This is a genomic window from Campylobacter sp. CFSAN093241 (assembly GCF_012889595.1).
In the GTDB taxonomy this organism is placed as follows: Bacteria; Campylobacterota; Campylobacteria; order Campylobacterales; family Campylobacteraceae; genus Campylobacter_D; species Campylobacter_D jejuni.
Genome location: NZ_CP040612.1, coordinates 635,457 through 657,408 on the forward strand (window position 1 = coordinate 635,457; position 21,952 = coordinate 657,408).

Consider the following 21,952-nt stretch of genomic DNA (forward strand, 5'->3'; position numbering starts at 1 on the left):
TATAAAATTGTATCCAAATTTCATTAAAGAAAAGTTTTTACTTGCTATTTTCTTAAAAAAATAAAGCAAAGGCGTAAGCAAATTTTGTTCCAAAAATTGATTTTTTTTGCTAAAATTGCTTTTATGAGAGTAGATAAATTTTTAAATGTAGTTAATATCACGAAAAGAAGAGCTATTTCTGAAGATATGTGTAAAAGTGGTGTAGTGGGGATTAATGGTGTTATTGTTAAGGCGAGTAAAGAGGTTAAGGTAGGTGATATTATCACTTTACATTTTACTGAATACACTCAAAAATATAAAGTGCTAGCTCTACCTAGTACGAAAAGCATTCCTAAAAACGCACAAAATGAATATGTGGTAAAATTATGAAAGAATTTATTTTAGCAAAAAATGAGATCAAAACGATGCTTCAAATAATGCCTAAAGAAGGTGTTGTTTTGCTTCAAGGAGATTTGGCTAGCGGAAAAACAAGCTTGGTGCAAGCTTGGGTTAAATTTCTTGGTCTTGATGCAAGGGTAGATTCTCCAACTTTTTCCACTATGCAAAAATATGAAAATCATGATATTTGCATTTATCATTATGATATTTATCAAGAAGGTTTAGAAGGACTTTTAGCGAATGGTTTATTTGAAAATTTTTTTGAAAAAGGTTTGCATTTGGTTGAATGGGGCGGTGAAAATTTGAAAAAAACTTTAATGAAATTTGGAATTTCTACTATCCAGATTAAAATTAGCATTAAAGATGACAAAAGAAAGTATGAAATTTATGAGTAAATTAGAAATTGTAAATTTGGAAAAAATTATTAAAAAAACTAAGATTATACATGGAATTTCTTTGGAGGTTAATAGCGGAGAAGTTGTAGGACTTTTAGGGCCAAATGGTGCAGGAAAAACAACAACTTTTTATATGATATGTGGACTTATTTCTCCAAGTAGTGGAAAAGTTCTTTTAGATGGTTTAGATGTGACAAAAGATCCTTTAAATAAAAGAGCTAGATCAGGGATAGGTTATTTACCTCAAGAAAGTAGTATTTTTAAGGATTTAAGTGTAGAAGATAACCTGCTTTTAGCGGCTCAGATTTTTTATAAAGATAAAAAAATTTTACATGATAAAGTTGAGCAAATGCTTGAACTCTTAAGTATAGAGCCTATTCGTTTAAGGAAAGGTTTAAGTTTAAGTGGAGGTGAAAGAAGGCGTTGTGAGATCGCTAGAAGCTTGATGTGTGAACCTAAGTTTTTGCTTCTTGATGAGCCTTTTGCAGGTGTTGATCCTATAGCAGTGGCTGAAATTCAAACTTTAATTAAAGAGCTTAAAAGATTGGGGATTGGGGTTTTAATTACCGATCATAATGTGCGTGAGACTTTAGCTATTTGTGATAGAGCTTATGTTATAAGATCGGGCTCTTTGCTTGCTAGTGGGAATGCTGATGAAATTGCAACCAATAAAGACGTGAAAAAGTATTATTTAGGAGCGGAGTTTAAACTCCTTGATTGATGTTAAAGCAAAAAATCACCCAAGCACCCAAGACTAAAATTTCTCAAACTTTACGCTCTTGGTTGCCGATTTTACAAGCAAATATAGAGGATTTAAAAGAAAATTTAGATAAATTTGCTGAGGATAATCCTTTCTTAAATGTTCAAGATTCGATACAAACTCATGATAAGGGTAAGAATTATTTTGATTCATTTTATAAACATAATGTAAATTCGGCTTTTGTGGATAGTAAAGGACTTGCCAAAAAAAGTGTTTATGAGCTTTTAAATGAACAGATTCTTCCTCCTTTGTTTCCTACAAACAAATCTCAAGAACTTGCAAAAAAAATTATAGAATGCTTAAATGAGGAAGGATATTTTGAATACGATGAAGAATTTTTAAAAGAGTATTCTTTGGAAGAAATTGAGCGAGTAAGAGCAAGATTTAAATTTTTAGATCCTGTAGGAGTGGGAGCTAAAGATTATAAAGAAGCATTTTTATTTGCTCTTGAAAATATGGAGTTAGATGAAGATATTGATGAGTTTTGTAGAATGTTGATTATGGATTTTGAAAATATACAAAACTATACCAAAGAGCCTTTATATAAAGAAGCATTAGCTGTACTTAAGTGCTTTAGCACTCCTCCTTTTTTGGAATATTTTGAAGATTCTCGTATAATTGTTCCTGATATTTTTGTTTATAAAGAAAATGGTGAAATTAAAGTAAAAATCAATGATGATTATTATCCTGAAATTTCAATCCAAACTGATGGTTTAGAGCATGATTTTTTAAGTCATTACATCAAAGAAGCAAAAAATTTAGTCGATGCTCTAGCGATGAGAAAAGCTACTCTTTATAAAATAGGGCTTATGATAGTAGAATATCAATATGATTTTTTTATGGGAAAAGAGATAAAACCTATGACTTTTAAGGATTTAGCACTTGATTTAGAACGCAATGCTTCGACTATATCAAGAGCTGTGGCAAATAAATATTTAAGTTGTGAAAGAGGACTTATCCCTTTGCGTGATTTTTTTGCTTTTGCTCTTGATGAAGAGGGAGAGACTTCAAATGTAGGTGTTAAAGAATTTGTGGCAAATTTAGTAAAGAATGAAGATCGCAATAAACCTTTAAGCGATAGTAAAATTTTAGAATTAATCAAAGAAGAATTTAAAGTTGATATAGGGCGAAGAACTATTACAAAATATCGCAAACATCTTAATATAGCAAGCTCTACAGATAGAAAAAAATTATATGAACTTGAAGGATAAAATTCTATCAATCTATCAAACCCATTACACTTTTGTTTTATATTTAAATTTAATTTAAATAATATAAAAATTATTGTTTTATTTTTAGAAATATTATTCTTTAATTTAAAAATGTGATACAATAATAACTGTTTTTAAATATCAATTTTCAAAGGAGTTAAAATGGACTTTTTAACAAGCCTTAGTGAGAGAGGGCAATTTGCAATCCAAATCATTATCGTTTTAATTTGTCTTTTTTACGGTGCAAAAAAAGGCGGCATAGCGCTTGGTTTACTTGGTGGTATAGGTATTTTAATGCTTGTATTTGCTTTTCATATAAAGCCTGGAAAACCAGCCATAGATGTTATGCTTACAATTTTAGCGGTAGTGGTTGCAAGTGCAACTTTGCAAGCAAGCGGTGGTTTGGATGTTATGCTTCAAATAGCAGAAAGAATTTTAAGACACAATCCTAAGTTTTTAACAATATTAGCGCCTTTTGTAACCTGCTTTTTGACTATACTTTGTGGAACAGGACATGTGGTTTATACTATTATGCCTATTATTTATGATATAGCGATTAAAAACGGTATTCGTCCTGAGCGTCCAATGGCGGCAGCTTCTATATCATCACAAATGGGTATTATTGCATCTCCTGTATCTGTGGCTGTTGTGAGTTTGACTGCTTTGCTTTTAAATGCTAATCATAAATTAGCAGGTTTTGATGGTTATATTAATCTTCTTCAAATTACCATACCTAGTACATTATTTGGTGTATTGTGTATAGGAATTTTTTCTTGGTTTAGAGGAAAAGATTTGGATAAAGATGAAGTATTTCAAGAAAAACTTAAAGATCCTGAATTTAAAAAATATGTTTATGGGGATTCTAAAACACTTTTAGGCGTTAAACTTCCAAAAAGCAATTGGGTTGCAATGTGGATTTTCTTAGGAGCTATTGCTTTAGTAGCTTTATTAGGTGTATTTGATTTCTTGCGTCCAAACTGGGGGCAAGTTGTAAAAAATGGCATTCCTCAAGTAGATGCTTTAGGCAATCCTAAAATGGATGTTTTATCCATGGTTTCAGTTATTCAGATGTTTATGCTTTTAGCAGGTTCTTTGATTATCATCTTTACTAAAACAGATGCAAAGAAAATCGGCTCTAATGAAATTTTTAAATCAGGTATGATAGCACTTGTTGCGGTTTTTGGAATTTCTTGGATGGCTGATACTATGTTTGCAGTTCACACTCCTATGATGAAAGCAGCGCTTGGAGATATAGTAAAAGAGCATCCTTGGACTTATGCTGTAATGCTTCTTTTAATTTCAAAATTTGTAAACTCTCAAGCAGCGGCTATTTCAGCTTTTGTTCCTTTGGCTTTAGGAATTGGTGTTGAACCTGGTGTAATTGTTGCTTTTGCGGCTGCTTGTTATGGGTATTATATTTTACCAACTTATCCAAGCGATTTGGCTACTATACAATTTGATAGATCAGGTACTACTCACATCGGTAAATTTGTTATCAATCATAGTTTTATTTTACCAGGTCTTATAGGTGTAATCACTTCTTGTATAGCAGGATATTTTATTGCTATGGCAGCAGGTTATCTTTAACAATTTTTAGCAGGATTTTTCCTGCTAAATTCTTCATTTGTCTTTTTATTTAATATAGATAAAAATTATAAATAAATCATAAAATTAGTATTAATCAAAATATAAGCTTAACAAGGATAGAATAAATCCTATTTTGAATCAATGAGAAAAGGCTATCCTATGGATATTATCTTTGCTTTGCTTCTACTTTTAGCTTTTGGTAGTTTATGTTTTTTTATCCGTTTTTGTGAAATTCAAACTAAGGACACGCGGATGATATTTTTACTAGTTTTAAGCTTAATACTTGCTCTTTATTTATTTTATGCTCTATTATATCCTGAAAAATTTTAAAGGAAAAATATGCTAGAAATTTTAATAACACTGATTATAGCTTTTATATTGGCTTTAATTTTTGGAAATTATCTTTATAAAATTGCAAGCTGTAAAAAAACTATTTTTGATTTTATTTTTAATCCAATTGATAACTTAATTTATAAAATTTGTGCAATTGATAGAAAAAATATGACTTGGCAAAAATATTCTTTGCATTTAATTGCTTTTAATGCCTTAGTAGCTATTTTTTCTTTCGTGATTTTTTATTTACAAGATAAACTTTTTTAAATCCCAATTCGATAAATTCTATAATAAGGGGATTTGAATTTAAATACTGTAATTAGTTTTATTACAAATACAAACCTTCAGCATTATAGTGGAGAGAATGCTTTAAGTTTGCTTTCGCAAAATACAGGCATTTTGCTTGCTATGTTTGTTTCAAGTGCGAGTGGATATTCTGCTTGTATGGCTTTTTGTCGTGCTTTATGTAGTATGCAAATGGGAAATTTTTATGAAGATTTTACGCGTATTATTACGCGTTTGATGTTGCCTTTAAGTTTTATTTTGGCTGTAATTTTTATCTCTGAAGGCGTGGTGTAAAATTATCACGCAAATTTTAGCGTGCTTACTTTAGAAAATAAATTTCAAAGCATTGCCACAGGTCCTGTTGCAGCTCTTGAGTCTATAAAACATTTAGGGACAAATGGGGGTGGTTTTTTTGGTACTAATTCAAGCATGCCTTTTGAAAATCCTACTTTACTTACAAATTTTTTGCAAATTTTATCCATGATGCTTATTCCTAGTGCCTGTGTTGTAGCTTTTGGATTGATGGTTTATCATAGAAAAGAAATACAAGGTTTTGCTCTTATGGGAAAAGAAGAAGAAGAAGGGGGGGGGGTTATTTTTGGTGCAATGGGGATTATTTTTATCATTTCTTTGCTTTTAATTTATTTTAGCGAAAAAATGTCAAATCCAAATTTGGATTCTTTGGGTTTAAATGCAAATTTGGGAAATTTGGAAGGTAAAGAAATAAGATTTGGCACAGATGGTTCGAGTTTATTTAGTGCTGTAACTACTGCTTTTACTACAGGAAGCGTCAATAATATGCACGATAGTTTAAATCCTTTAAGCATCAGTGCTACTTTGCTAAATATGATGCTAAATGTAGCTTTCGGTGGCGAAGGAGTAGGGCTTATGAATATGATTATTTATGTGCTCTTAACCGTGTTTATTTGTGCATTAATGATAGGTAGAACTCCAGAATTCTTGGGTAAAAAAATAGAAAGCGCACAAATGAAGCTTATAGCTTTGGTAATTCTTATCCATCCTTTATTAATCCTTGTTTTAAGTGCATTAGCTGTTGTTTTTGCAAAAGATAGTATAAGCAATCCTAGCTTTCATGGCTTGGCTCAAATTTTGTATGAATTTAGTTCTTCGGCAGCAAATAATGGTTCAGGACTTGAAGGTTTAAAAGATGATAATTTATTTTGGAATTTAAGCACAGCTTTTGCTATGTTTTGTGGGCGTTATTTGGTTTTAATAGCTCAGCTTGCTATAGCTGGATCGCTTTTGGCTAAAAATACACAAGAAAATACTGCAAATTCTTTAAAAACGGATAATTTAACTTTTATGTTTGTGCTTGTTTGTATTATATATATTTTTGCTGCACTTACTTTTTTCCAGTGCTTACTTTATCAAGCGTTGCAGAATATTTATCTTTATGGCATTAAGGAGAGTCAATGTCTAAAAAACAAAATAAACTCATTACAAAAGAAATTTTAAATAATGCCATAAAAGGAGCATTTTTAAAATTTGATCCACGCTTTATGGTAAAAAATCCTGTTATGTTTATGGTGGAAGTTGGATCGATTCTTACTTTGATTTTAAGTATTTTTCCTACTTTGTTTAATGGAAATTCTGATGAAAGAATTTATAACATCTTAATCACTTTTATTTTATTTATAATCTTGTTTTTTGCAAATTTTGCAGAAAGTATTGCAGAAGGAAGGGGTAAAGCCCAAGCAGCTACCTTAAGACAAAGCAAAAAGGATTCTAAAGCTAGACACATAAAAAGTGATGGCAGTGAAGAAATGCTTAATTCTAGCGAGTTAAAAATAGGTGATATAGTTTTAGTTAAAGCAGGTGAACTTATACCTAATGATGGAGAAATTATAGAAGGTACTGCAAGTGTTGATGAATCAGCTATTACAGGTGAAAGTGCACCTGTTATGCGTGAAGCGGGCGGTGATTTTTCTTCTGTTACAGGTGGGACTACGGTTTTAACTGATTTTTTAAAGATTAAAATTTTAGTTGGAGCTGGGGAAAGTTTTTTAGATAAAATGATCAATCTTGTAGAAGGTGCTGCGCGTCAAAAAACTCCAAATGAAATTGCTCTTAATACTCTTTTAATTGTACTTAGTTTGAGTTTTTTGATGGTGGTTGTAAGTTTATATCCTTTTATGCAATTTTTAGGCGTGAGTTTGCCTATTTCATGGTTAGTAGCATTGCTTGTATGTCTTATTCCTACAACTATAGGGGGACTTTTATCAGCTATAGGAATAGCAGGTATGGATAGGGTAACGCGTTTTAATGTGATCGCACTTTCAGGCAAGGCTGTTGAAAGTTGTGGTGATGTTGATACTATGATTTTGGATAAAACAGGAACGATTACTTTTGGAAACCGTTTGGCAAATGAATTTTATGAAGTCCAAGGTATAAGTAAAGAAGAAATGATTAAAGCTTGTGTTTTATCCTCTTTAAAAGATGAAACTCCAGAAGGTAAAAGCATAGTTGCATTGGCTCAAAAAATGGGTTATGAATTAGAAGGTAATGATATTAAAGAATTTATCGAATTTAGCGCTCAAAATAGAATGAGTGGTGTGGATTTGCAAGATAATACAAAAATTCGCAAAGGTGCTTTTGATGCTATAAGAGCTTATATAAGCGAAATGAATGGAAAAATTCCTAGCGATTTAGAAACTAAGGTAATGGAAATTTCAAATCTTGGCGGCACTCCTTTGGTAGTGTGTAAAAATGAAAAAATTTTAGGAGTGATTTATCTAAAGGATACAGTAAAACCAGGACTTAAAGAGCGCTTTGATGAGCTTAGAAAAATGGGCATAAAAACTTTAATGTGTACCGGAGATAATCCTTTAACAGCAGCTACTATAGCTAAAGAAGCAGGGCTTGATGGATTTATAGCAGAATGCAAGCCTGAAGATAAAATAAAAGCCATTAAAAAAGAACAAGCCCAAGGTAAGATAGTAGCCATGACAGGAGATGGAACCAATGATGCTCCAGTTCTTACACAAGCTGATGTAGGTATAGCTATGAACTCAGGAACTCAAGCAGCCAAAGAAGCAGCCAATATGATAGATCTTGATTCTAATCCTACTAAAATTTTAGAAGTAGTTGAAATAGGAAAAGGTTTGCTTATTACTAGAGGTAGTCTTACAACTTTTAGTATGACAAATGATATTGCTAAGTATTTTGCTATTTTACCTGCTATGTTTAGTGTGGTTTTACCTCAAATGCAAATTTTAAATATTATGCATTTGGCTACCCCGAAAAGCGCTATTTTATCAGCACTTATTTTTAATGCTATTATTATACCTTTGCTCATACCTATTGCTATGCGTGGAGTTAAATTTAAGCCTATGAAAAGCGAGCATTTGCTTTTAAGAAATTTGAGTATTTATGGTTTAGGTGGTATGATAGCACCTTTTATAGGGATAAAAATAATTGATATTCCTACAGCTTGGATACTTAGAATTTTAGGAGTGTGATATGCTTAGAAACTTTGCTTAGTTTTTTTGTGGTAATGCTAATATTGTGTACTCTTGTTTATCCTTTTGCTTTAAATACAGTTGCAAAATTTATTTTTCCTTATCAATCAAGTGGAAGTTTAGTAGATAAAGAAGGTCGTCCGACTTTGGATGTAAGCAAAGCGGTAGGTTCAAAGCTTTTGGGTCAAGATTTTAATAAACCTTATTTTCTACATTCAAGAACATCTGTGTCAAATTACAATACAAGCGATACAAATGAAAGCAGTGTAAGTTCAGGTGGATTTAATTATGCTATGTCAAATCCTGCTTTAAAAGAGCGTGTGCAAAAAGATTTGCAAAAATTTTTAGATGAAAATCCGCAAATTACAAAAGAACAAATTCCTTTGGATTTCAGGATCAGGTCTTGATCCTCATATCAGTCTTCAAGCAGCCCTAGTGCAAATTCCTAGGATAAGTCAATCTTCAAAAATCACCAAAGAAGAACTAGAAAAAATCATTCAAGAAAATACTGAGTCTAAATTTTAGGGATTTTTGGGGAAGAAAAGGTTAATGTTTTAGCTGTTAATATAGCTATTGCTAAAGCCATGAAAAAAGAATAAACATGCAAAGACAAAGTCCTGAACAAATTCTTAAAAAACTTGAGGTTAAAGCTAAGGAAGAAGAAAAAAACAAACTTGTAAAATTAAAAATTTTCTTAGGTTATGCTGCAGGTTCTGGAAAAACTTATGCTATGTTAAGTGAAGCCAGAACTTTAAGGGATAATGGAGTTGATGTTGTTTTAGGCTATATAGAGCCTCACGATAGACCTGAAACAATGGCTTTAACACAAGGTTTTGAAAGTATAGCTAATCTTGAAATTCCTTATAAAAATATAGTATTAAAAGAATTTGATTTAGACGCTACCCTTAAGAGAAAACCTGCTTTGGTTTTAGTAGATGAGCTTGCACACACTAATGCTAAAGGCTTGCGTAATGAAAAGCGTTTTCAAGATATAGAAGAACTTCTAAAAGCAGGGATTGATGTTTAAATATACAACATTTAGAAAGTTTAAATGATTTAGTCGCTAATATCAGTAAGATAGAAGTTAAAGAGCGTATTCCTGATCGTATTTTTGATGAGGCTGATCAGGTTGAACTTGTTGATATTGAACCTAATAAGCTTTTAAAAAGAATGCAAGATGGTAAAATTTATAAGGAAAAACAAGCTAAACTAGCACTTGAAAATTTCTTTCGCCAAGAAAGACTTATAGCTTTGCGTGAGATTGCCTTAAGAAGACTTGCTTCAAGAGTGAATTTAAGAGCAAGTGAACAAAGGCTTATTAATGATGATTTAGCTTATCATACTGGAGAGCATATTTTAGTTTGTATTAATGCTTCAAATGCAAAGGTTATTCGTGCAGCTGCAAGACTTGCTTTAGCTTTTCATGCTAAATTGAGTGCGCTTTATATAAAAAATCCCAATATTAAAGAAGAAAAAGCCTTAGAAGAAAATATAGAACTAGCTAAAAGTTTTGATGCTGAAATCATTAGCGTATATGATGATATAGCAAGACAAATTGCAGAGTATTCAAGCCTTAGCAATGTCTCTAAAATTGTTTTAGGCAAAAATAAAGATAAAAAAAGTTTAAAGAAGAGATTTTTGAAGCTGTCGCTAAAAAAGCACCCGATATTGATTTATATCTTGTCAATGAAAATCAAATTTCTACTCCTAAAATACGAAGTAAAAAAAGTTTTGATTTTTTAGGTTTTTTAAAAATCACAGGAGTTTTGCTTTTAGCAACTTTTATAGCTTTTGTATTTCATAAATTTAATACTCAGCCAAGTAATATAGTTATGATTTTTATTTTAGCAGTTTTTGCTTCTTCTTTTATTTCTGATAATAAAATTTTCGCCTTTTATTCTTCTTTGGTAAGTGTTTTGATTTATAATTTTTTCTTTTTAGAACCTATTTTTAGTCTTAAAGTTCATGATAGTGGAAATATTATTACTTTTACAACTATGTTTATAGTTGGATTTTTAACAGCTGTTTTTACTAGAAGATTAAAATTGCAATCTAAAGAACTCACTAAAAGAGCTTATAGAACAGCTATTTTACTTGAAAATAGTGAAAAATTAGCAAGAGTAAAAAGCAAACAAGAGCTTTGGGAACAACTTGGAAATCAAGCTTTAAAATTATTAAATTTACCTATTATTATTTATCCTATAAATAAAAACAATATTTTATCGAAACCTTTGTTGTTTTTTAACGATGATAAGCAAATGTTAAAAAATTGTTTTAGTGCTGATGAGATTGCTATTGCTCAATGGGTTGCAACAAATAAAGAAAGAGCAGGTGTTTGTACAAATACCCTGCCTAATGCTAATGCTATGTATTTACCTATAGAAGATGGGAAAAAACTAAAGGGGTTATAGGTATAGTTTTAAAAGAAAAACGTCCCTTGCAAGACTTTCAGTATGAAATTTTAAGTGCTTTACTTAATGAGGCAGGAGTTAGAACAAGGGATATATTTTTATTATAAATCCCTTAATTTATTAATCTCATCTCTAATAGCAGCAGCTTTTTCAAACTCAAGTGCTTTAGCTGCTTCAAGCATTTGTTTTCTTAATTCTTTGACAAGTTTTGCTCTTTCGCTAGCAGGCATTTTTTCTAGTTTTTTACCTTTGCGATAAATTTCGCCTAAATCCTCTTCATTTTTCAAACTTTCTTCAATATGGCGTTTGACTGAAGTTGGCGTGATATTGTATTTTTTATTATAAGCCATTTGAAGTTTGCGGCGTTCATTGGTAGTATCCATAGCTTCTTGCATAGATTTTGTAATCTTTTTGCAAAAAAGCAAAACCTTACCATTGACATTTCTAGCTGCTCTTCCCATGGTTTGGATTAAACTTGTAGTACTTCTTAAAAAGCCTTCCTTATCTGCATCCATAATGGCAATGAGTGAAACTTCAGGCAAATCAAGTCCTTCTCTAAGTAAGTTAATGCCAATTAGCATATCAAAAGCACCGCTTCTTAAACCTCTTATGATTTCATTGCGTTCTATAGCATCGATATCTGAGTGCATGTATTTGACTTTTATACCAAGCTCTAAATAATACCTTGTAAGCTCTTCAGCGAGTTTTTTAGTCAGTACAGTTACTAAAACCCGTTCGTTTCTTTGTATGACTTTTTTAGCCTCATCAAATAAAATTTCAACCTGATTATCACTATCTTTTAATTCTATCAAAGGATCAAGCAGTCCCGTAGGACGCATGATTTGATGAAAGATGTTTTCTTTGCTAAGTTCAAGTTCTAAAGGTGCAGGTGTGGCTGAAACAAAAAGAAATTGACAATTTTTATGGATAAATTCATCAAACATTAAAGGACGGTTATCCAAGGCTGAAGGCAAACGAAAACCATAATCCACCAAGGTTTGTTTTCTGCTTCTATCTCCTGCAAACATACCTCTAAATTGTGGTAAAGATACATGGCTTTCATCGACTATAACAAGAAATTTTCTATCTTTAATCGCAAAATAATCAAAAAGCGTATAAGGAGTATCACCTTCTTTAAGTCCTGTTAAATGCCTTGCATAGTTTTCAACTCCTTTACACATTCCTGTGCTTGTAAGCATTTCAAGATCAAATTCAACCCGTTGTTTAAGGCGTTGATATTCTACGAGTTTATTTTCATGTTCAAAATAAGCAAGGCGTTCGTTAAGTTCTGCTTTTATGTCTTTTATCGCTTGTTTTAATCTTGTTTCGCCCACGCTAAACTGGCTTGTAGGATAGAGTATGAAGCGTTTTAAATCTTTACCTTTTTTATTTTCTAAAACATTGTAATGATACATAGCATCAAGCTCATCGCCAAAAAATTCAAGTCTTACTACTTCATCTTCATAATAAGCTGGATAAATATCTATAATATCTCCTTGAACTCTAAAATCTGCACGATTAAAAAAATTATCATTTCTTTTATAACCCATATCTACAAGTTTTTTTAAAAGTTCTTTTTGTGAAATTTGCATACCTAGTTCAAAGATTAAAACCATGCCTATGTATTCATTTGGATTACCAAGTCCATAATTTGCCGAAACACTAGCTATGCAAACTACATCTTCATAACTTAAAAGAGAAGCAGTAGCACTCAGTCTTAAACGCTCTAAGTCTTCATTAGTAGAGCTATCTTTTTCTATGAAAACATCAGTGCGTGGGATATAGGCTTCAGGTTGATAATAATCATAATAAGATATAAAATATTCCACATGATTTTTAGAAAAAAAGCCTTTAAATTCGCTATAAAGTTGTGCACAAAGGCTTTTGTTGTGACTCATGATAAGAGTGGGTATATTAAGTTCTTTAATGACATTTGCCATGGTAAAGGTTTTTCCACTTCCTGTAACGCCTAGTAAGGTTTGATATTTGTTGCCTTTTTTTATGCTTTTTACTATGCCTTTTATGGCTTCTTGTTGATCGGGACTGGGTTTAAATTCGCTGGTAAGTTCTAACATTTTTCTACTTTATTTTTATTTTTGAAAAAATTTTAAAAGAAAATGCTTTAATTAAAAATTAATTGACAATAAAAACCTAAATTTAAATTTTTTTCTGCTACAATATCAAATAATATTTTCCATAAATTACAAATTTTTTAAGAAGGCAAAAATATGTTTGATGAAAAAATAATCAATACTATGACAGATAAAGTAAATGAACTCATTGAAAAATATAACGAAGTTTGCGAAGCCAATGAGGCTTTAAGAAATGAGCTTGTAAGCGTTAAAGCACAAAATGAAGCAAAAAGTAATCAAATCATGCGTTTAGAAGAAGAACTTAAATCTCGCAATATAGAAAGCGAAGATATTTATAAGAAAATAGAGGCTGTTCTTGGCAGATAATCTAAAACAAGTCATTGTTAATGTTAATGCAAAAGATTTCATTGTTAAGTGCAGTGAAGAATTTGCAAATTTTTTAGAAGATGATATCGCTTTGATTTCTGGCGGTACTAAAAAAATAGAACTTAAACGCTTTGTAGATGCGTTTGTTAAAAAAAGTTATGAAAATTATATTTTAGAAAGAGAACTTAAGAAGCTAATAAAAGCAATCAATGAAGAACTCCCGACAAAATGAATAAAGCTTTTACTCTGCTTGAGCTTGTTTTTGTGATTTTGATTTTGGGAATTTTATCAAGCTTATCTTTATCTTTTATCAATACTACAAAAGATGAGGTTAAAATTTTAAAATTAAAAATGGACTATGAAATGCTAAGCTCAGCTCTTGCTTTAATGCGTAGTCAAATGAGACTTAAAAATTTAAATTTTCCAGAAATTTTAGATAATGCACAAAACAATCAAGCCAAAGAAAAACTCTTTTATTGTTTAAATGATTGTGATTATTCTTTGCTTGATACACCTATTTATTCTGATTTTAAATCTTGGATAAAAATAGGTAAAAATCACTATAGATTTGCATTAAATGCTAAAGAGATGGTTGAATTTATTTATGATTCTAAAGAAGGTTTGTTAAAGTGTATAGGAAGTTCTAGATGCAAAGATCTGATATAAGATATTATGAACTTGCAATTTGTGGTTTGTATTTGGATAATTTAACTTTTCATAGTTTTGATGAAATCAAACCTTTAACACAAGTATTAGTGGATTTAAAAACTAAAAAAAACCTTAAAGCTATCGTGCTTAAAGAATGTCAAAAACCTGATTTTAAAACCGTAGAAATTAAAGAAATTACAGAGTATTTTCTAACTCCTTTGCAGTTTGAATTGGCAAATTTTATTGTTTATTATTATGCTTCAAAACTTGGTTTTGTTTTGGGTTTTTTTGAAACTAGTCCTAAGTATGAATGTCACAAAATGTTTTTTAAAGATACTCCTAAACTAAGCAATCAACAACAAAATGTCTTAAGTTTTCTTCAAAAAGAAAATAATTCCTTGCTTTTTGCTGATACGGGTAGTGGCAAGACCGAAATTTATATTTCTTTGATAAAAGAGTGTTTAGAACAGGGTAAGCAAGCTTTGCTTTTGATGCCAGAAATCGCACTTACTCCACAAATGCAAAAGCGTTTAGAAGTGTATTTTAAGGATAATTTTTTCCTGTGGCATTCTAAAATTTCAAAGAAAAAAAAGCAAGAATATTTAGAGCGTTTTTGCAAGGGAGAAGTACTTTTAGTAGCAGGTGCAAGATCGGCTTTGTTTTTGCCTTTTAGAAATTTAGGACTTATTGTAGTAGATGAAGAACATGATAATTCTTATAAGGCTTCCAATCAGCCTTTTATCAATGCAAGAGATTTAGCACTTTTTTTGGGTCAAAAAAATAATATTAAAGTGGTTTTAGGTTCTGCAACCCCATCTTTAACGAGTTTTTGCAAACAAAAAAGTTTTAGATTAAAAGGAACTTTTTTTGAGAGTAAAAAACATTTTTTATATGATGAAAATGAGCTTAGTATAACACCTATGCTTTTAAGCGAATTAGAAAAAAGTTTAAAACATCAAAAACAAGCTATAGTGTTTTTACCTACAAGGGCTAATTTTAGGCAAATCATTTGCAAGGATTGTGGGGAAACGATAAAATGTCCTTTTTGTTCTATTGCTATGAGTATGCATAAAAAGAAAAATGTTTTAAAATGCCATTATTGTAATTATACTTCTTTGATAGAGCAAAATTGTCCAAGTTGCAAAGGAGAAATGTTAGAAGCTAGAAAAATGGGGACTGCTGAACTTTTAGAGCTTTTGCAAAATGCTTTGCCTTTAGCAAAAATAGCAAAATTTGATAGCGATGAAATCACAAGCGTTAAAAAGCTTAATACTATTTTAAAAGACTTTAATGAAAATAAGATCGATATACTTATTGGCACCTCTATGCTTGCTAAAGGGCATGATTATCATAGCGTGGATTTGAGTGTGATTTTAGGGCTTGATGAGTATTTGTTGCGTCCTAGTTTTAGAGCGAGTGAAGAAACTTTAGCTTTAGCTATGCAAGTTGCTGGTAGGGCAGGGCGTAAAGGTGAAGCAAGAGTGCTTTTACAAACAAAAAATAGAGCTTTTTTTGAAAAGTATATAGAGGATTATGATGCTTTTTTAAAAGATGAGTTAGAAAATAGAAAAGATCTTTACCCTCCATTTAAACGCCTTTTAAGAATTCTTATAGAAGATAAAGATCAACAATCCTCACAAAAGCTCTGCGAAAAACTTGCCTATCAATTTAAAAATATCAAACAAGTAGAATTAGTAGGCTATGGAATTTGTGGAGTTGAAATGCTGCATGGAAAATATCGTTTTTATTTATTGCTTAGAAGTGAAAATCACAAAGCTTTAGTGGCAATTGAAAATTATATTTTGCAATTTAAAAATGTAAGTGCGGATATTGACCCTATTGATTTTGTGTAAGTGATATAATTATTTGTCTTTATATATTTTTTCAAATTCTTTATAGTATGTCCAAGAGTTAATTATATTGGGAAATTTTTGCTTTAAATGATTTAGATCATTTTCAAAAATATTAAAAAAAGTGTAAACAAGTGATTTATTTTTTATAAAATAATCTATTACATCTTTTTCTTTCATCATTTTTGATTCTGTTTCATCTATGGTTATTTTAATTTGATATAAAAAATCATACAAATAATGTTTAATTGTTGAAAATAAAAGATTGTTTTGTTCTAATTGTTTAAAATCATTTTTATCAATATATACACCCATATCATTACATAGATCGTTTTTTATAATTTCTTGTATTATGTCTATTTTTTCATGATTGATATGTTTTCTGTCTAAAATTATGGGAATGCTAGAAGTTTTATCAATATTGAAATTTTTATTATTTTTAGGAGTATTAAGATAAAAGGTGTTATTAATATCTTTAGAATTTGCATAGAGTGTGATAGGAAAAAGATAGCGAATATAACCTCTAAATTCTTTAATTTTAAATAAATCTAATTTATCTTTATGGGGGGGGGGTAAAATTAAAATTTATAGCAAGTAAATTCATAGTATCGAAGGCCTTTGATTGGCGGATTTCTTCCATATCAAGATAGTATACATTGTCTTTGTTAAAATATTTTAATAAATAAGAGATGATAAAAACTCCTTGTTGTAGTTCGTTTATATCGATTTTAATTTTATGATTTTGATGAGCAAGATAGTCAATATAATAACGCCAATCATAAGTTAGATTAAATTCAGAGGGATAGTTTCTTAAAACTTTACTCCAATCTCTTCCCCAGTTATGCTTTAAAATTCCTATTGGATCGCGAACTCCGCAAATAATTTTAGAGTTAAAATCCAATAAAGATAGATATTTATCAAAATAAGGTAGATTAATTTCTGATATATTAATAGCATATTGAGTAATCGTATTGTCATTTAGACACATGTAATTAAGACAATATCTTTCTTTGGCATCAGGCGGTAAAACCCAGGAGGCAAAACAAGTTACATCGCAACATTGATTAAGGTATCTTAAAAATGCTGCTGCTCCAACGCCATGTGGAGAAATATAGATAAATTTATAGTGTTTAGGTAGGGGTAAATTTAAATCCCAAGCTAATTCTGCACAATGTCGACTAGCATCTATTTCTATAAAATTAGGATTGATTAAAGGTGGATAAGGATGTTTTATTGATAAATATCTATTCTTAAATTCGCTAGAATTGAGCCAAGTGCAAATTGTTTCAATATTTTCCAAAACAAAGGTAAAAAATTTTTCATTATTCGAATTTTTTAAAGCTTGTAAAAGAATTTGAGCTAGGGTTGGAGTTAGGTTATTTTTTATATAGAGTAAAAGATTTTGCATATAACCTCTTTTAATTGTATTTAATTTATATAATTCATAAATATTTAAATGTCATGAAATTTAAATATATTATCAAAAATAAACTTTAATTAAAGCAATAAAAAGTTAAAATTTGATATTAAAATTTTTCAAAGAGTGAAGTTATGGAGTATAAAAGATTTAAAACCAGACAAATCAAAGTAGGAAATGTTTTAATAGGCGGTGATGCACCCATTTCAGTTCAATCTATGCTTTTTACTAAAACAAGAGATATAGAAGGTTCTTTAGAACAAATCAATCGTCTTTATTTTGCAGGAGCAAACATAGTGCGTTTGGCGTGCTTGGATATGGCTGATGCAAGGGCTTTAAAAGAGATTAAAGCTAAAAGTCCTCTACCTTTAATCGTAGATATTCATTTTAATCATAATTTGGCTGTATATTGTGCTGAATTTATTGATGGCGTGCGTATAAATCCTGGCAATATAGGCTCTAAAGAAAATATCAAAGAAGTGGTAAAAGCATGTAAAGAACGGGGTATCCCTATACGTATCGGTGTAAATCACGGCTCCATAGAAAAACAATTTAGCGATAAATTTGGCTATGGTGTCGATGCTATGCTAGAAAGTGCGATGTATAATATCAAGCTTTTAGAGGATTTAGACTTTTTTGATATTAAAATTTCCATGAAGACTTCAGATGCTCAAAAAACTATAGAAGCTTATGAGAGATTAAGACCGCTTTGTGATTATCCTTTTCACTTAGGGGTAACTGAAGCAGGAACTAAATTTCATAGCACTGTAAAAAGTTCTATAGCTTTAGGAAATTTACTTCTTAAAGGTATAGGCGATACTATGCGTGTTTCTATGACGGGCGAACTTGAAGAAGAAATTCGTGTAGCAAGGGCGATTTTACAAGATAGCGGAGTGCAAAAAAGCGGAGTAAATATCATCTCTTGTCCAACTTGCGGTAGGATTCAAAGTGATTTGTTAAGTGCGATTAAAATCGTAGAGGAAAAAACCAAGCATATAAAAGAACCTTTAAATATCAGTGTTATGGGTTGTGTGGTAAATGCTTTAGGTGAAGCTAAGGGCGCTGATGTGGCTATAGCCTTTGGGAAAAATCAAGGACTTGTTATAAGACATGGTGAAGTTGTAGCTAAACTGAAAGAAAGTGAACTTGTAGATAGATTTTTAGCTGAAGTTGAAGATGAGGTTAAAAGTAGGGCTGTAAAAGAATAAAAGCCAAGAAGCAAGGTTTAACCTTGCTTTTAGAATGGCCATATCGCTTCTATAACTTTGCTACCCCAAGGTTTTCTTGTGCTTCTATCCACTTCACCTTCTGTTTTATAAAGAATTTTAGCATCTGCTATATATTTACTATCTATAGTATTGTCTTGACCGATGTCATAAGGACGAATAACACCGCTTAATTGTATGATTTGTTTCTCTCCGTTGATTAAAAGCTCTCTTGAGCCTTCGATAAAATAATTACCATTTGATAAAATTTTAATTACACGCGTTGAAATTGTAGTCTTGAAACTTTCATTTCTGCTTTGTGAGCCTGTTCCTGTGTAGTTGTTTGAACTATTGGTTTGAAAGCCTATATTAGAATAAGCATTGACTTTATTAAGAGCATTAGCTACCACTCCTGAACTTCCTGTTAAAGCACCTCCGCCTAATTTTGAGGTATTAGTTCTACTTGTTGCTTTATTAGCTTGTGTGCTTTGAGTGGTACTTTCTTGTATAACAACTGTAACTAAATCATTTACATTCATAGCTTTTTTATCTGAAAATAAAGGATTATCCCCTTTGCCAAAAAGCGATCCTGGTGCACTTTCTATATTATTACTTTGTTTTGGTGCAAGTTCTTCTACATAAGCAGGTGGTTTCATTGAAATTTGCGGATCAACCGTTGCAGAACAACCAAAAAATGCAAACGGTAACACATAAAATAAAACTTTTTTCATTTTCGTCCTTTAAAATATGAATTTTTATTTTTCTTTGTTAAAATTAGAAAAAGCAAAGAGTGTTCCACATTTATAAATTCAAGGAGAAAATGATGGCAAATCTTTATTTGATGAGATCTAGAAGTGATGAGTTAAATACTATTATTAGTACAAATTTGCTTAAAAATTATAGCAAAATTTACAAAAATATCGCAATTTATTGCCCTGTAATATACATACATCGCGTCCCTGTTTTGCAGGGTTGGTTGGAAGAATTTAATATCAATCAAACCGTAAAAAGTGCCTATGGTTTTACCTTTAGAGAGGCAATGGAGGAATTTAGCAAAGATCCTCATAATTTTTTTAATGTTATTTTAGAAGAATACGAAGAGTTAAAACGCAAATACGATTTTGTGCTTGTAAATAGTTTTTGCGAATTTGGAATACTTGATGGATTTGATCTTAGTATAAAATTAGCTAAAAATCTTAATACACCTATTGCTGCTATTATCAATGATGAAGATAAACTTATAGCTCAAAAATATTTCGATCATGCTCTAGATGGTCGTAATTATGTTTTGATTAATGAAAATTTTAATTTTGAAGAAGTGCAAAAACTTAAAGAATATGATTTTATAACTCCTCATCGTTTTAAATATGAATTGATTAAACAAAGTATAAAAAATAAAAAAACCGTTGTTTTGCCAGAAAGTAATGATGAGAGAATTTTAAAAGCTGCTGAAATTTTATTGAAAAGTAAAGTTGTTGATCTTATTTTATTGGGTGATGAAGAAAAAATCAAGCAAGATAGTGCTAAATTAAGTCTTGATTTAAATACTATACGGATTATAAATCCACTCAAATCAGAATATAATCAAGAATTTGCTTCTATTCTTTATGAAGCAAGAAAATCTAAAGGTATGAGTTTAGAAGAGGCTAGGAAGCTAGTTCAAGATAAAACTTATTTTGGAACTTTACTTATACACACTGGAAAAGCTGATGCTATGGTTAGTGGAGCATCAACTACTACGGCTGAAACGATTCGCCCTGCATTACAGCTTATTAAAACTAAAGAAGGTATTAGTTCCGTTTCAGGAATTTTCTTTATGGGACTTGAAGATCAAGTTTTAGCTTTTGCTGATTGTGCTGTAAATCCAAGCCCAAGTGCTGAGCAACTTGCAACTAGTGCCTATGTAAGTGCTATGACTGCTAAATCTTTTGGACTTGAACCAAGAATAGCTTTGCTTTCTTATTCTAGTGGTGATAGCGGTAAAGGAGAAAGCGTAGATCTTGTAAAAGAAGCATTAAAGATTGCTAAAGAAAAATATCCTGAGTTGAATATAGATGGTCCTATGCAGTTTGACTGCGCTTATGATCCAAAAACTGCAGCAAAGAAAATGCCAAATTCTAAGATAGCAGGTCATGCAAATGTGTATATTTTTCCTGATCTTAACGCAGCAAATATTTGTTACAAAGCAGTTCAAAGAACTGCTAATGCTTTAGCAATCGGTCCTATTTTGCAAGGTCTTAAAAAACCTGTTAATGATTTAAGTCGTGGATGTTTGGTAGATGATATTGTAGATACCGTAATTTTAAGTGCAATACAAGCTCAATAGAAAGGAATGATAAATGAAAATTTTGGTTTTAAATTCAGGTTCTTCATCGATTAAATTTAAATTTTTTGATAATAAAATCGTTAAAGCCAGTGGATTAGTAGAAAAAATTGGAGAGCAAAATTCAAAGGTTGTATTAAAAAATACTTTAAATAATGAAAGTTTTGAAAGAGAATTAACAATAAATAATCACGAAGAAGGCCTTAGTATAGTTAATGAGCTTTTTAAAGAATCAGGAATTTTAGCAGATTTAAATGCACTTGATGGCTGCGGTCATCGTATAGTTCATGGGGGAAGAAATTTAAGCGAGCATTGTTTAGTAGATGACTATGTTCTTAAAGAGATAGATAGGGTTAGTATTTTTGCTCCTTTGCATAATCCTGCGCATTTAGCAGGTATAAAAACAATGATCAAAGCTGCACCTAGTGTTGCTAATGCAGCTATTTTTGATACAGCTTTTCATCGCACTATGCCTGATTTTGCTTATATGTATGCTTTGCCTTATGATTTTTATGATAAGCATAATATTAGAAGATATGGTTTTCATGGGACTTCTCATGCTTATGTTAGTTCTAGAGCGGCAAAATTTCTTCAAAAAGATCAAAATGAATTAAATGTCATCTCTGCTCATCTTGGAAATGGTGCAAGTGTATGTGCTATAGAAAAAGGTAAGAGTATGGATACTTCTATGGGCTTTACTCCACTTGAAGGACTTATTATGGGAACGCGTTGTGGAGATTTAGACCCTGCTATTTTACCTTTTGTTAGTCATCTTAAGGGTTTAACTATAGAAGAAATAGATACACTGATGAATAAAAAAAGTGGAGTATATGGAATTTGCGGTTATAATGATTTTAGAGATATAGAAAGAGAGATAGAACAAGGTAATGATAAAGCACGCTTGGCTCTTGATATGTTTTGTTATCGTCTTGTTAAATATATAGGATCCTACTTTGCTGTGTTGCCAAAAACCGATGCTATTATTTTTACAGGTGGTATAGGAGAAAATGATAGTTTGGTTCGACAAAAAGTATGCGAGAGATTAGCTCATCTTGGTATCGAGTTAGATTTTGAACTTAACAAACAAAGGATTTCGGGCGAAAGAATGATAAATCATGCAAATTCTAAAGTTAAAGTGCTTGTTATTCCTACAGATGAAGAATTAGAAATCGCTAGAATTACAGAAGAACTTATCGGTAAAAATTAAATTT

The 21,952-nt window shown here is 30.8% G+C and carries 17 protein-coding genes and 4 pseudogenes; 18 read left to right on the plus strand and 3 right to left on the minus strand.

Translation table 11 applies throughout. The annotated features are described in order from the left end of the window. Positions 1-123: 123 nt before the first annotated feature. From FBE96_RS03305 to FBE96_RS08595, 11 genes and pseudogenes are all read left to right on the plus strand, one after another. Positions 124-369, plus strand: a complete 246-nt coding sequence (locus FBE96_RS03305; protein ID WP_002864726.1) for an RNA-binding S4 domain-containing protein — start codon at positions 124-126, stop codon at positions 367-369. Then, positions 366-773, plus strand: coding sequence for a tRNA (adenosine(37)-N6)-threonylcarbamoyltransferase complex ATPase subunit type 1 TsaE (tsaE, locus tag FBE96_RS03310; protein ID WP_002871995.1), 408 nt, complete (start codon positions 366-368; stop codon positions 771-773). The genes FBE96_RS03305 and tsaE overlap by 4 nt, the downstream gene beginning before the upstream one ends. Beyond that, a complete protein-coding gene (gene lptB / locus FBE96_RS03315) occupies positions 766-1,494 on the plus strand; it encodes an LPS export ABC transporter ATP-binding protein (protein WP_002855252.1) in 729 nt (242 codons plus the stop codon). The genes tsaE and lptB overlap by 8 nt, the downstream gene beginning before the upstream one ends. Beyond that, on the plus strand, positions 1,494-2,744 hold the full coding sequence (locus FBE96_RS03320; protein ID WP_002871996.1) for an RNA polymerase factor sigma-54: 1,251 nt from the start codon (positions 1,494-1,496) through the stop codon (positions 2,742-2,744). The genes lptB and FBE96_RS03320 overlap by 1 nt, the downstream gene beginning before the upstream one ends. 162 nt (positions 2,745-2,906) lie before the next feature. Further along, positions 2,907-4,331, plus strand: a complete 1,425-nt coding sequence (locus tag FBE96_RS03325; protein ID WP_002871997.1) for an anaerobic C4-dicarboxylate transporter — start codon at positions 2,907-2,909, stop codon at positions 4,329-4,331. A 141-nt stretch (positions 4,332-4,472) separates the two neighbouring features. Next, positions 4,473-4,661, plus strand: a complete 189-nt coding sequence (gene kdpF / locus FBE96_RS03330; protein WP_019260295.1) for a K(+)-transporting ATPase subunit F — start codon at positions 4,473-4,475, stop codon at positions 4,659-4,661. A 9-nt stretch (positions 4,662-4,670) separates the two neighbouring features. Continuing rightward, positions 4,671-6,425: pseudogene (gene kdpA / locus FBE96_RS03335) on the plus strand (potassium-transporting ATPase subunit KdpA). Next, positions 6,383-8,428 (plus strand): potassium-transporting ATPase subunit KdpB, encoded by a 2,046-nt coding sequence (kdpB, locus tag FBE96_RS03340; RefSeq protein WP_002890143.1) that lies wholly within the window; start codon positions 6,383-6,385, stop codon positions 8,426-8,428. The pseudogene kdpA and the gene kdpB overlap by 43 nt, the downstream one beginning before the upstream one ends. Positions 8,429-8,463: 35 nt before the next feature. Continuing rightward, a pseudogene (locus FBE96_RS03345) lies at positions 8,464-9,027 on the plus strand (potassium-transporting ATPase subunit C). Between the two features lie 131 nt (positions 9,028-9,158). Next, positions 9,159-10,171: pseudogene (locus FBE96_RS08590) on the plus strand (sensor histidine kinase KdpD). A 23-nt stretch (positions 10,172-10,194) separates the two neighbouring features. Further along, on the plus strand, positions 10,195-10,839 hold the full coding sequence (locus FBE96_RS08595; protein WP_236343220.1) for a DUF4118 domain-containing protein: 645 nt from the start codon (positions 10,195-10,197) through the stop codon (positions 10,837-10,839). A gap of 101 nt (positions 10,840-10,940) precedes the next feature. Here the strand turns inward: FBE96_RS08595 and uvrB are convergent, their stop codons facing one another. Continuing rightward, complete coding sequence (uvrB, locus tag FBE96_RS03355; RefSeq protein WP_002872078.1) at positions 10,941-12,914, minus strand: excinuclease ABC subunit UvrB; 1,974 nt, start codon at positions 12,912-12,914, stop codon at positions 10,941-10,943. Between the two features lie 153 nt (positions 12,915-13,067). Here uvrB and FBE96_RS03360 point away from each other — a divergent pair, with 153 nt between their 5' ends. Genes FBE96_RS03360 through FBE96_RS03375 form a run of 4 tightly spaced genes read left to right on the plus strand, consistent with a single transcriptional unit; the run spans position 13,068 to position 15,799 of the window. Beyond that, entirely contained in the window at positions 13,068-13,298 is a 231-nt protein-coding gene (locus FBE96_RS03360) for a hypothetical protein (protein ID WP_002852327.1), read from the plus strand. After that, on the plus strand, positions 13,288-13,530 hold the full coding sequence (locus FBE96_RS03365) for a hypothetical protein (protein WP_002854947.1): 243 nt from the start codon (positions 13,288-13,290) through the stop codon (positions 13,528-13,530). Before FBE96_RS03360 ends, FBE96_RS03365 begins: the two co-directional genes overlap by 11 nt. Beyond that, positions 13,527-13,964, plus strand: coding sequence for a prepilin-type N-terminal cleavage/methylation domain-containing protein (locus tag FBE96_RS03370; protein WP_002852324.1), 438 nt, complete (start codon positions 13,527-13,529; stop codon positions 13,962-13,964). Before FBE96_RS03365 ends, FBE96_RS03370 begins: the two co-directional genes overlap by 4 nt. Next, a complete protein-coding gene (locus tag FBE96_RS03375; protein ID WP_002872079.1) occupies positions 13,946-15,799 on the plus strand; it encodes a primosomal protein N' in 1,854 nt (617 codons plus the stop codon). The genes FBE96_RS03370 and FBE96_RS03375 overlap by 19 nt, the downstream gene beginning before the upstream one ends. A gap of 9 nt (positions 15,800-15,808) precedes the next feature. Here the strand turns inward: FBE96_RS03375 and FBE96_RS03380 are convergent. Continuing rightward, positions 15,809-17,204, minus strand: a pseudogene (locus FBE96_RS03380) (DUF2972 domain-containing protein). A 143-nt stretch (positions 17,205-17,347) separates the two neighbouring features. On the opposite strand from FBE96_RS03380, the gene ispG reads away from it, so the two are divergent. Beyond that, positions 17,348-18,421, plus strand: a complete 1,074-nt coding sequence (ispG, locus tag FBE96_RS03385) for a flavodoxin-dependent (E)-4-hydroxy-3-methylbut-2-enyl-diphosphate synthase (protein ID WP_002854766.1) — start codon at positions 17,348-17,350, stop codon at positions 18,419-18,421. 29 nt (positions 18,422-18,450) lie between these two features. On the opposite strand, the gene flgH is transcribed toward ispG, so the two are convergent. Continuing rightward, complete coding sequence (flgH, locus tag FBE96_RS03390; protein ID WP_002905802.1) at positions 18,451-19,149, minus strand: flagellar basal body L-ring protein FlgH; 699 nt, start codon at positions 19,147-19,149, stop codon at positions 18,451-18,453. Positions 19,150-19,238: 89 nt separating this feature from the next. Between flgH and pta the strand changes: the two genes are divergently transcribed. After that, positions 19,239-20,744 (plus strand): phosphate acetyltransferase, encoded by a 1,506-nt coding sequence (pta, locus tag FBE96_RS03395; RefSeq protein ID WP_072223312.1) that lies wholly within the window; start codon positions 19,239-19,241, stop codon positions 20,742-20,744. Between the two features lie 13 nt (positions 20,745-20,757). Beyond that, positions 20,758-21,948: an acetate kinase gene (locus FBE96_RS03400; RefSeq protein ID WP_002852136.1), complete on the plus strand. Its 1,191-nt coding sequence runs from the start codon at positions 20,758-20,760 to the stop codon at positions 21,946-21,948. Positions 21,949-21,952 lie beyond the last annotated feature (4 nt).

Excerpts from the sequence above, each read along its gene's own strand:
- pta (WP_072223312.1), top strand. The coding sequence starts at position 19,239 with ATGATGGCAAATCTTTATTTGATGAGATCTAGAAGTGATGAGTTAAAT.
- FBE96_RS03320 (WP_002871996.1), top strand. The coding sequence starts at position 1,494 with ATGTTAAAGCAAAAAATCACCCAAGCACCCAAGACTAAAATTTCTCAA.
- tsaE (WP_002871995.1), top strand. The coding sequence starts at position 366 with ATGAAAGAATTTATTTTAGCAAAAAATGAGATCAAAACGATGCTTCAA.
- FBE96_RS03370 (WP_002852324.1), top strand. The coding sequence starts at position 13,527 with ATGAATAAAGCTTTTACTCTGCTTGAGCTTGTTTTTGTGATTTTGATT.
- kdpF (WP_019260295.1), top strand. The coding sequence starts at position 4,473 with ATGAGAAAAGGCTATCCTATGGATATTATCTTTGCTTTGCTTCTACTT.
- flgH (WP_002905802.1), bottom strand. The coding sequence starts at position 19,149 with ATGAAAAAAGTTTTATTTTATGTGTTACCGTTTGCATTTTTTGGTTGT.
- uvrB (WP_002872078.1), bottom strand. The coding sequence starts at position 12,914 with ATGTTAGAACTTACCAGCGAATTTAAACCCAGTCCCGATCAACAAGAA.
- FBE96_RS03400 (WP_002852136.1), top strand. The coding sequence starts at position 20,758 with ATGAAAATTTTGGTTTTAAATTCAGGTTCTTCATCGATTAAATTTAAA.
- kdpB (WP_002890143.1), top strand. The coding sequence starts at position 6,383 with ATGTCTAAAAAACAAAATAAACTCATTACAAAAGAAATTTTAAATAAT.
- FBE96_RS03360 (WP_002852327.1), top strand. The coding sequence starts at position 13,068 with ATGTTTGATGAAAAAATAATCAATACTATGACAGATAAAGTAAATGAA.
- FBE96_RS03305 (WP_002864726.1), top strand. The coding sequence starts at position 124 with ATGAGAGTAGATAAATTTTTAAATGTAGTTAATATCACGAAAAGAAGA.
- FBE96_RS03325 (WP_002871997.1), top strand. The coding sequence starts at position 2,907 with ATGGACTTTTTAACAAGCCTTAGTGAGAGAGGGCAATTTGCAATCCAA.
- lptB (WP_002855252.1), top strand. The coding sequence starts at position 766 with ATGAGTAAATTAGAAATTGTAAATTTGGAAAAAATTATTAAAAAAACT.
- FBE96_RS03375 (WP_002872079.1), top strand. The coding sequence starts at position 13,946 with ATGCAAAGATCTGATATAAGATATTATGAACTTGCAATTTGTGGTTTG.
- ispG (WP_002854766.1), top strand. The coding sequence starts at position 17,348 with ATGGAGTATAAAAGATTTAAAACCAGACAAATCAAAGTAGGAAATGTT.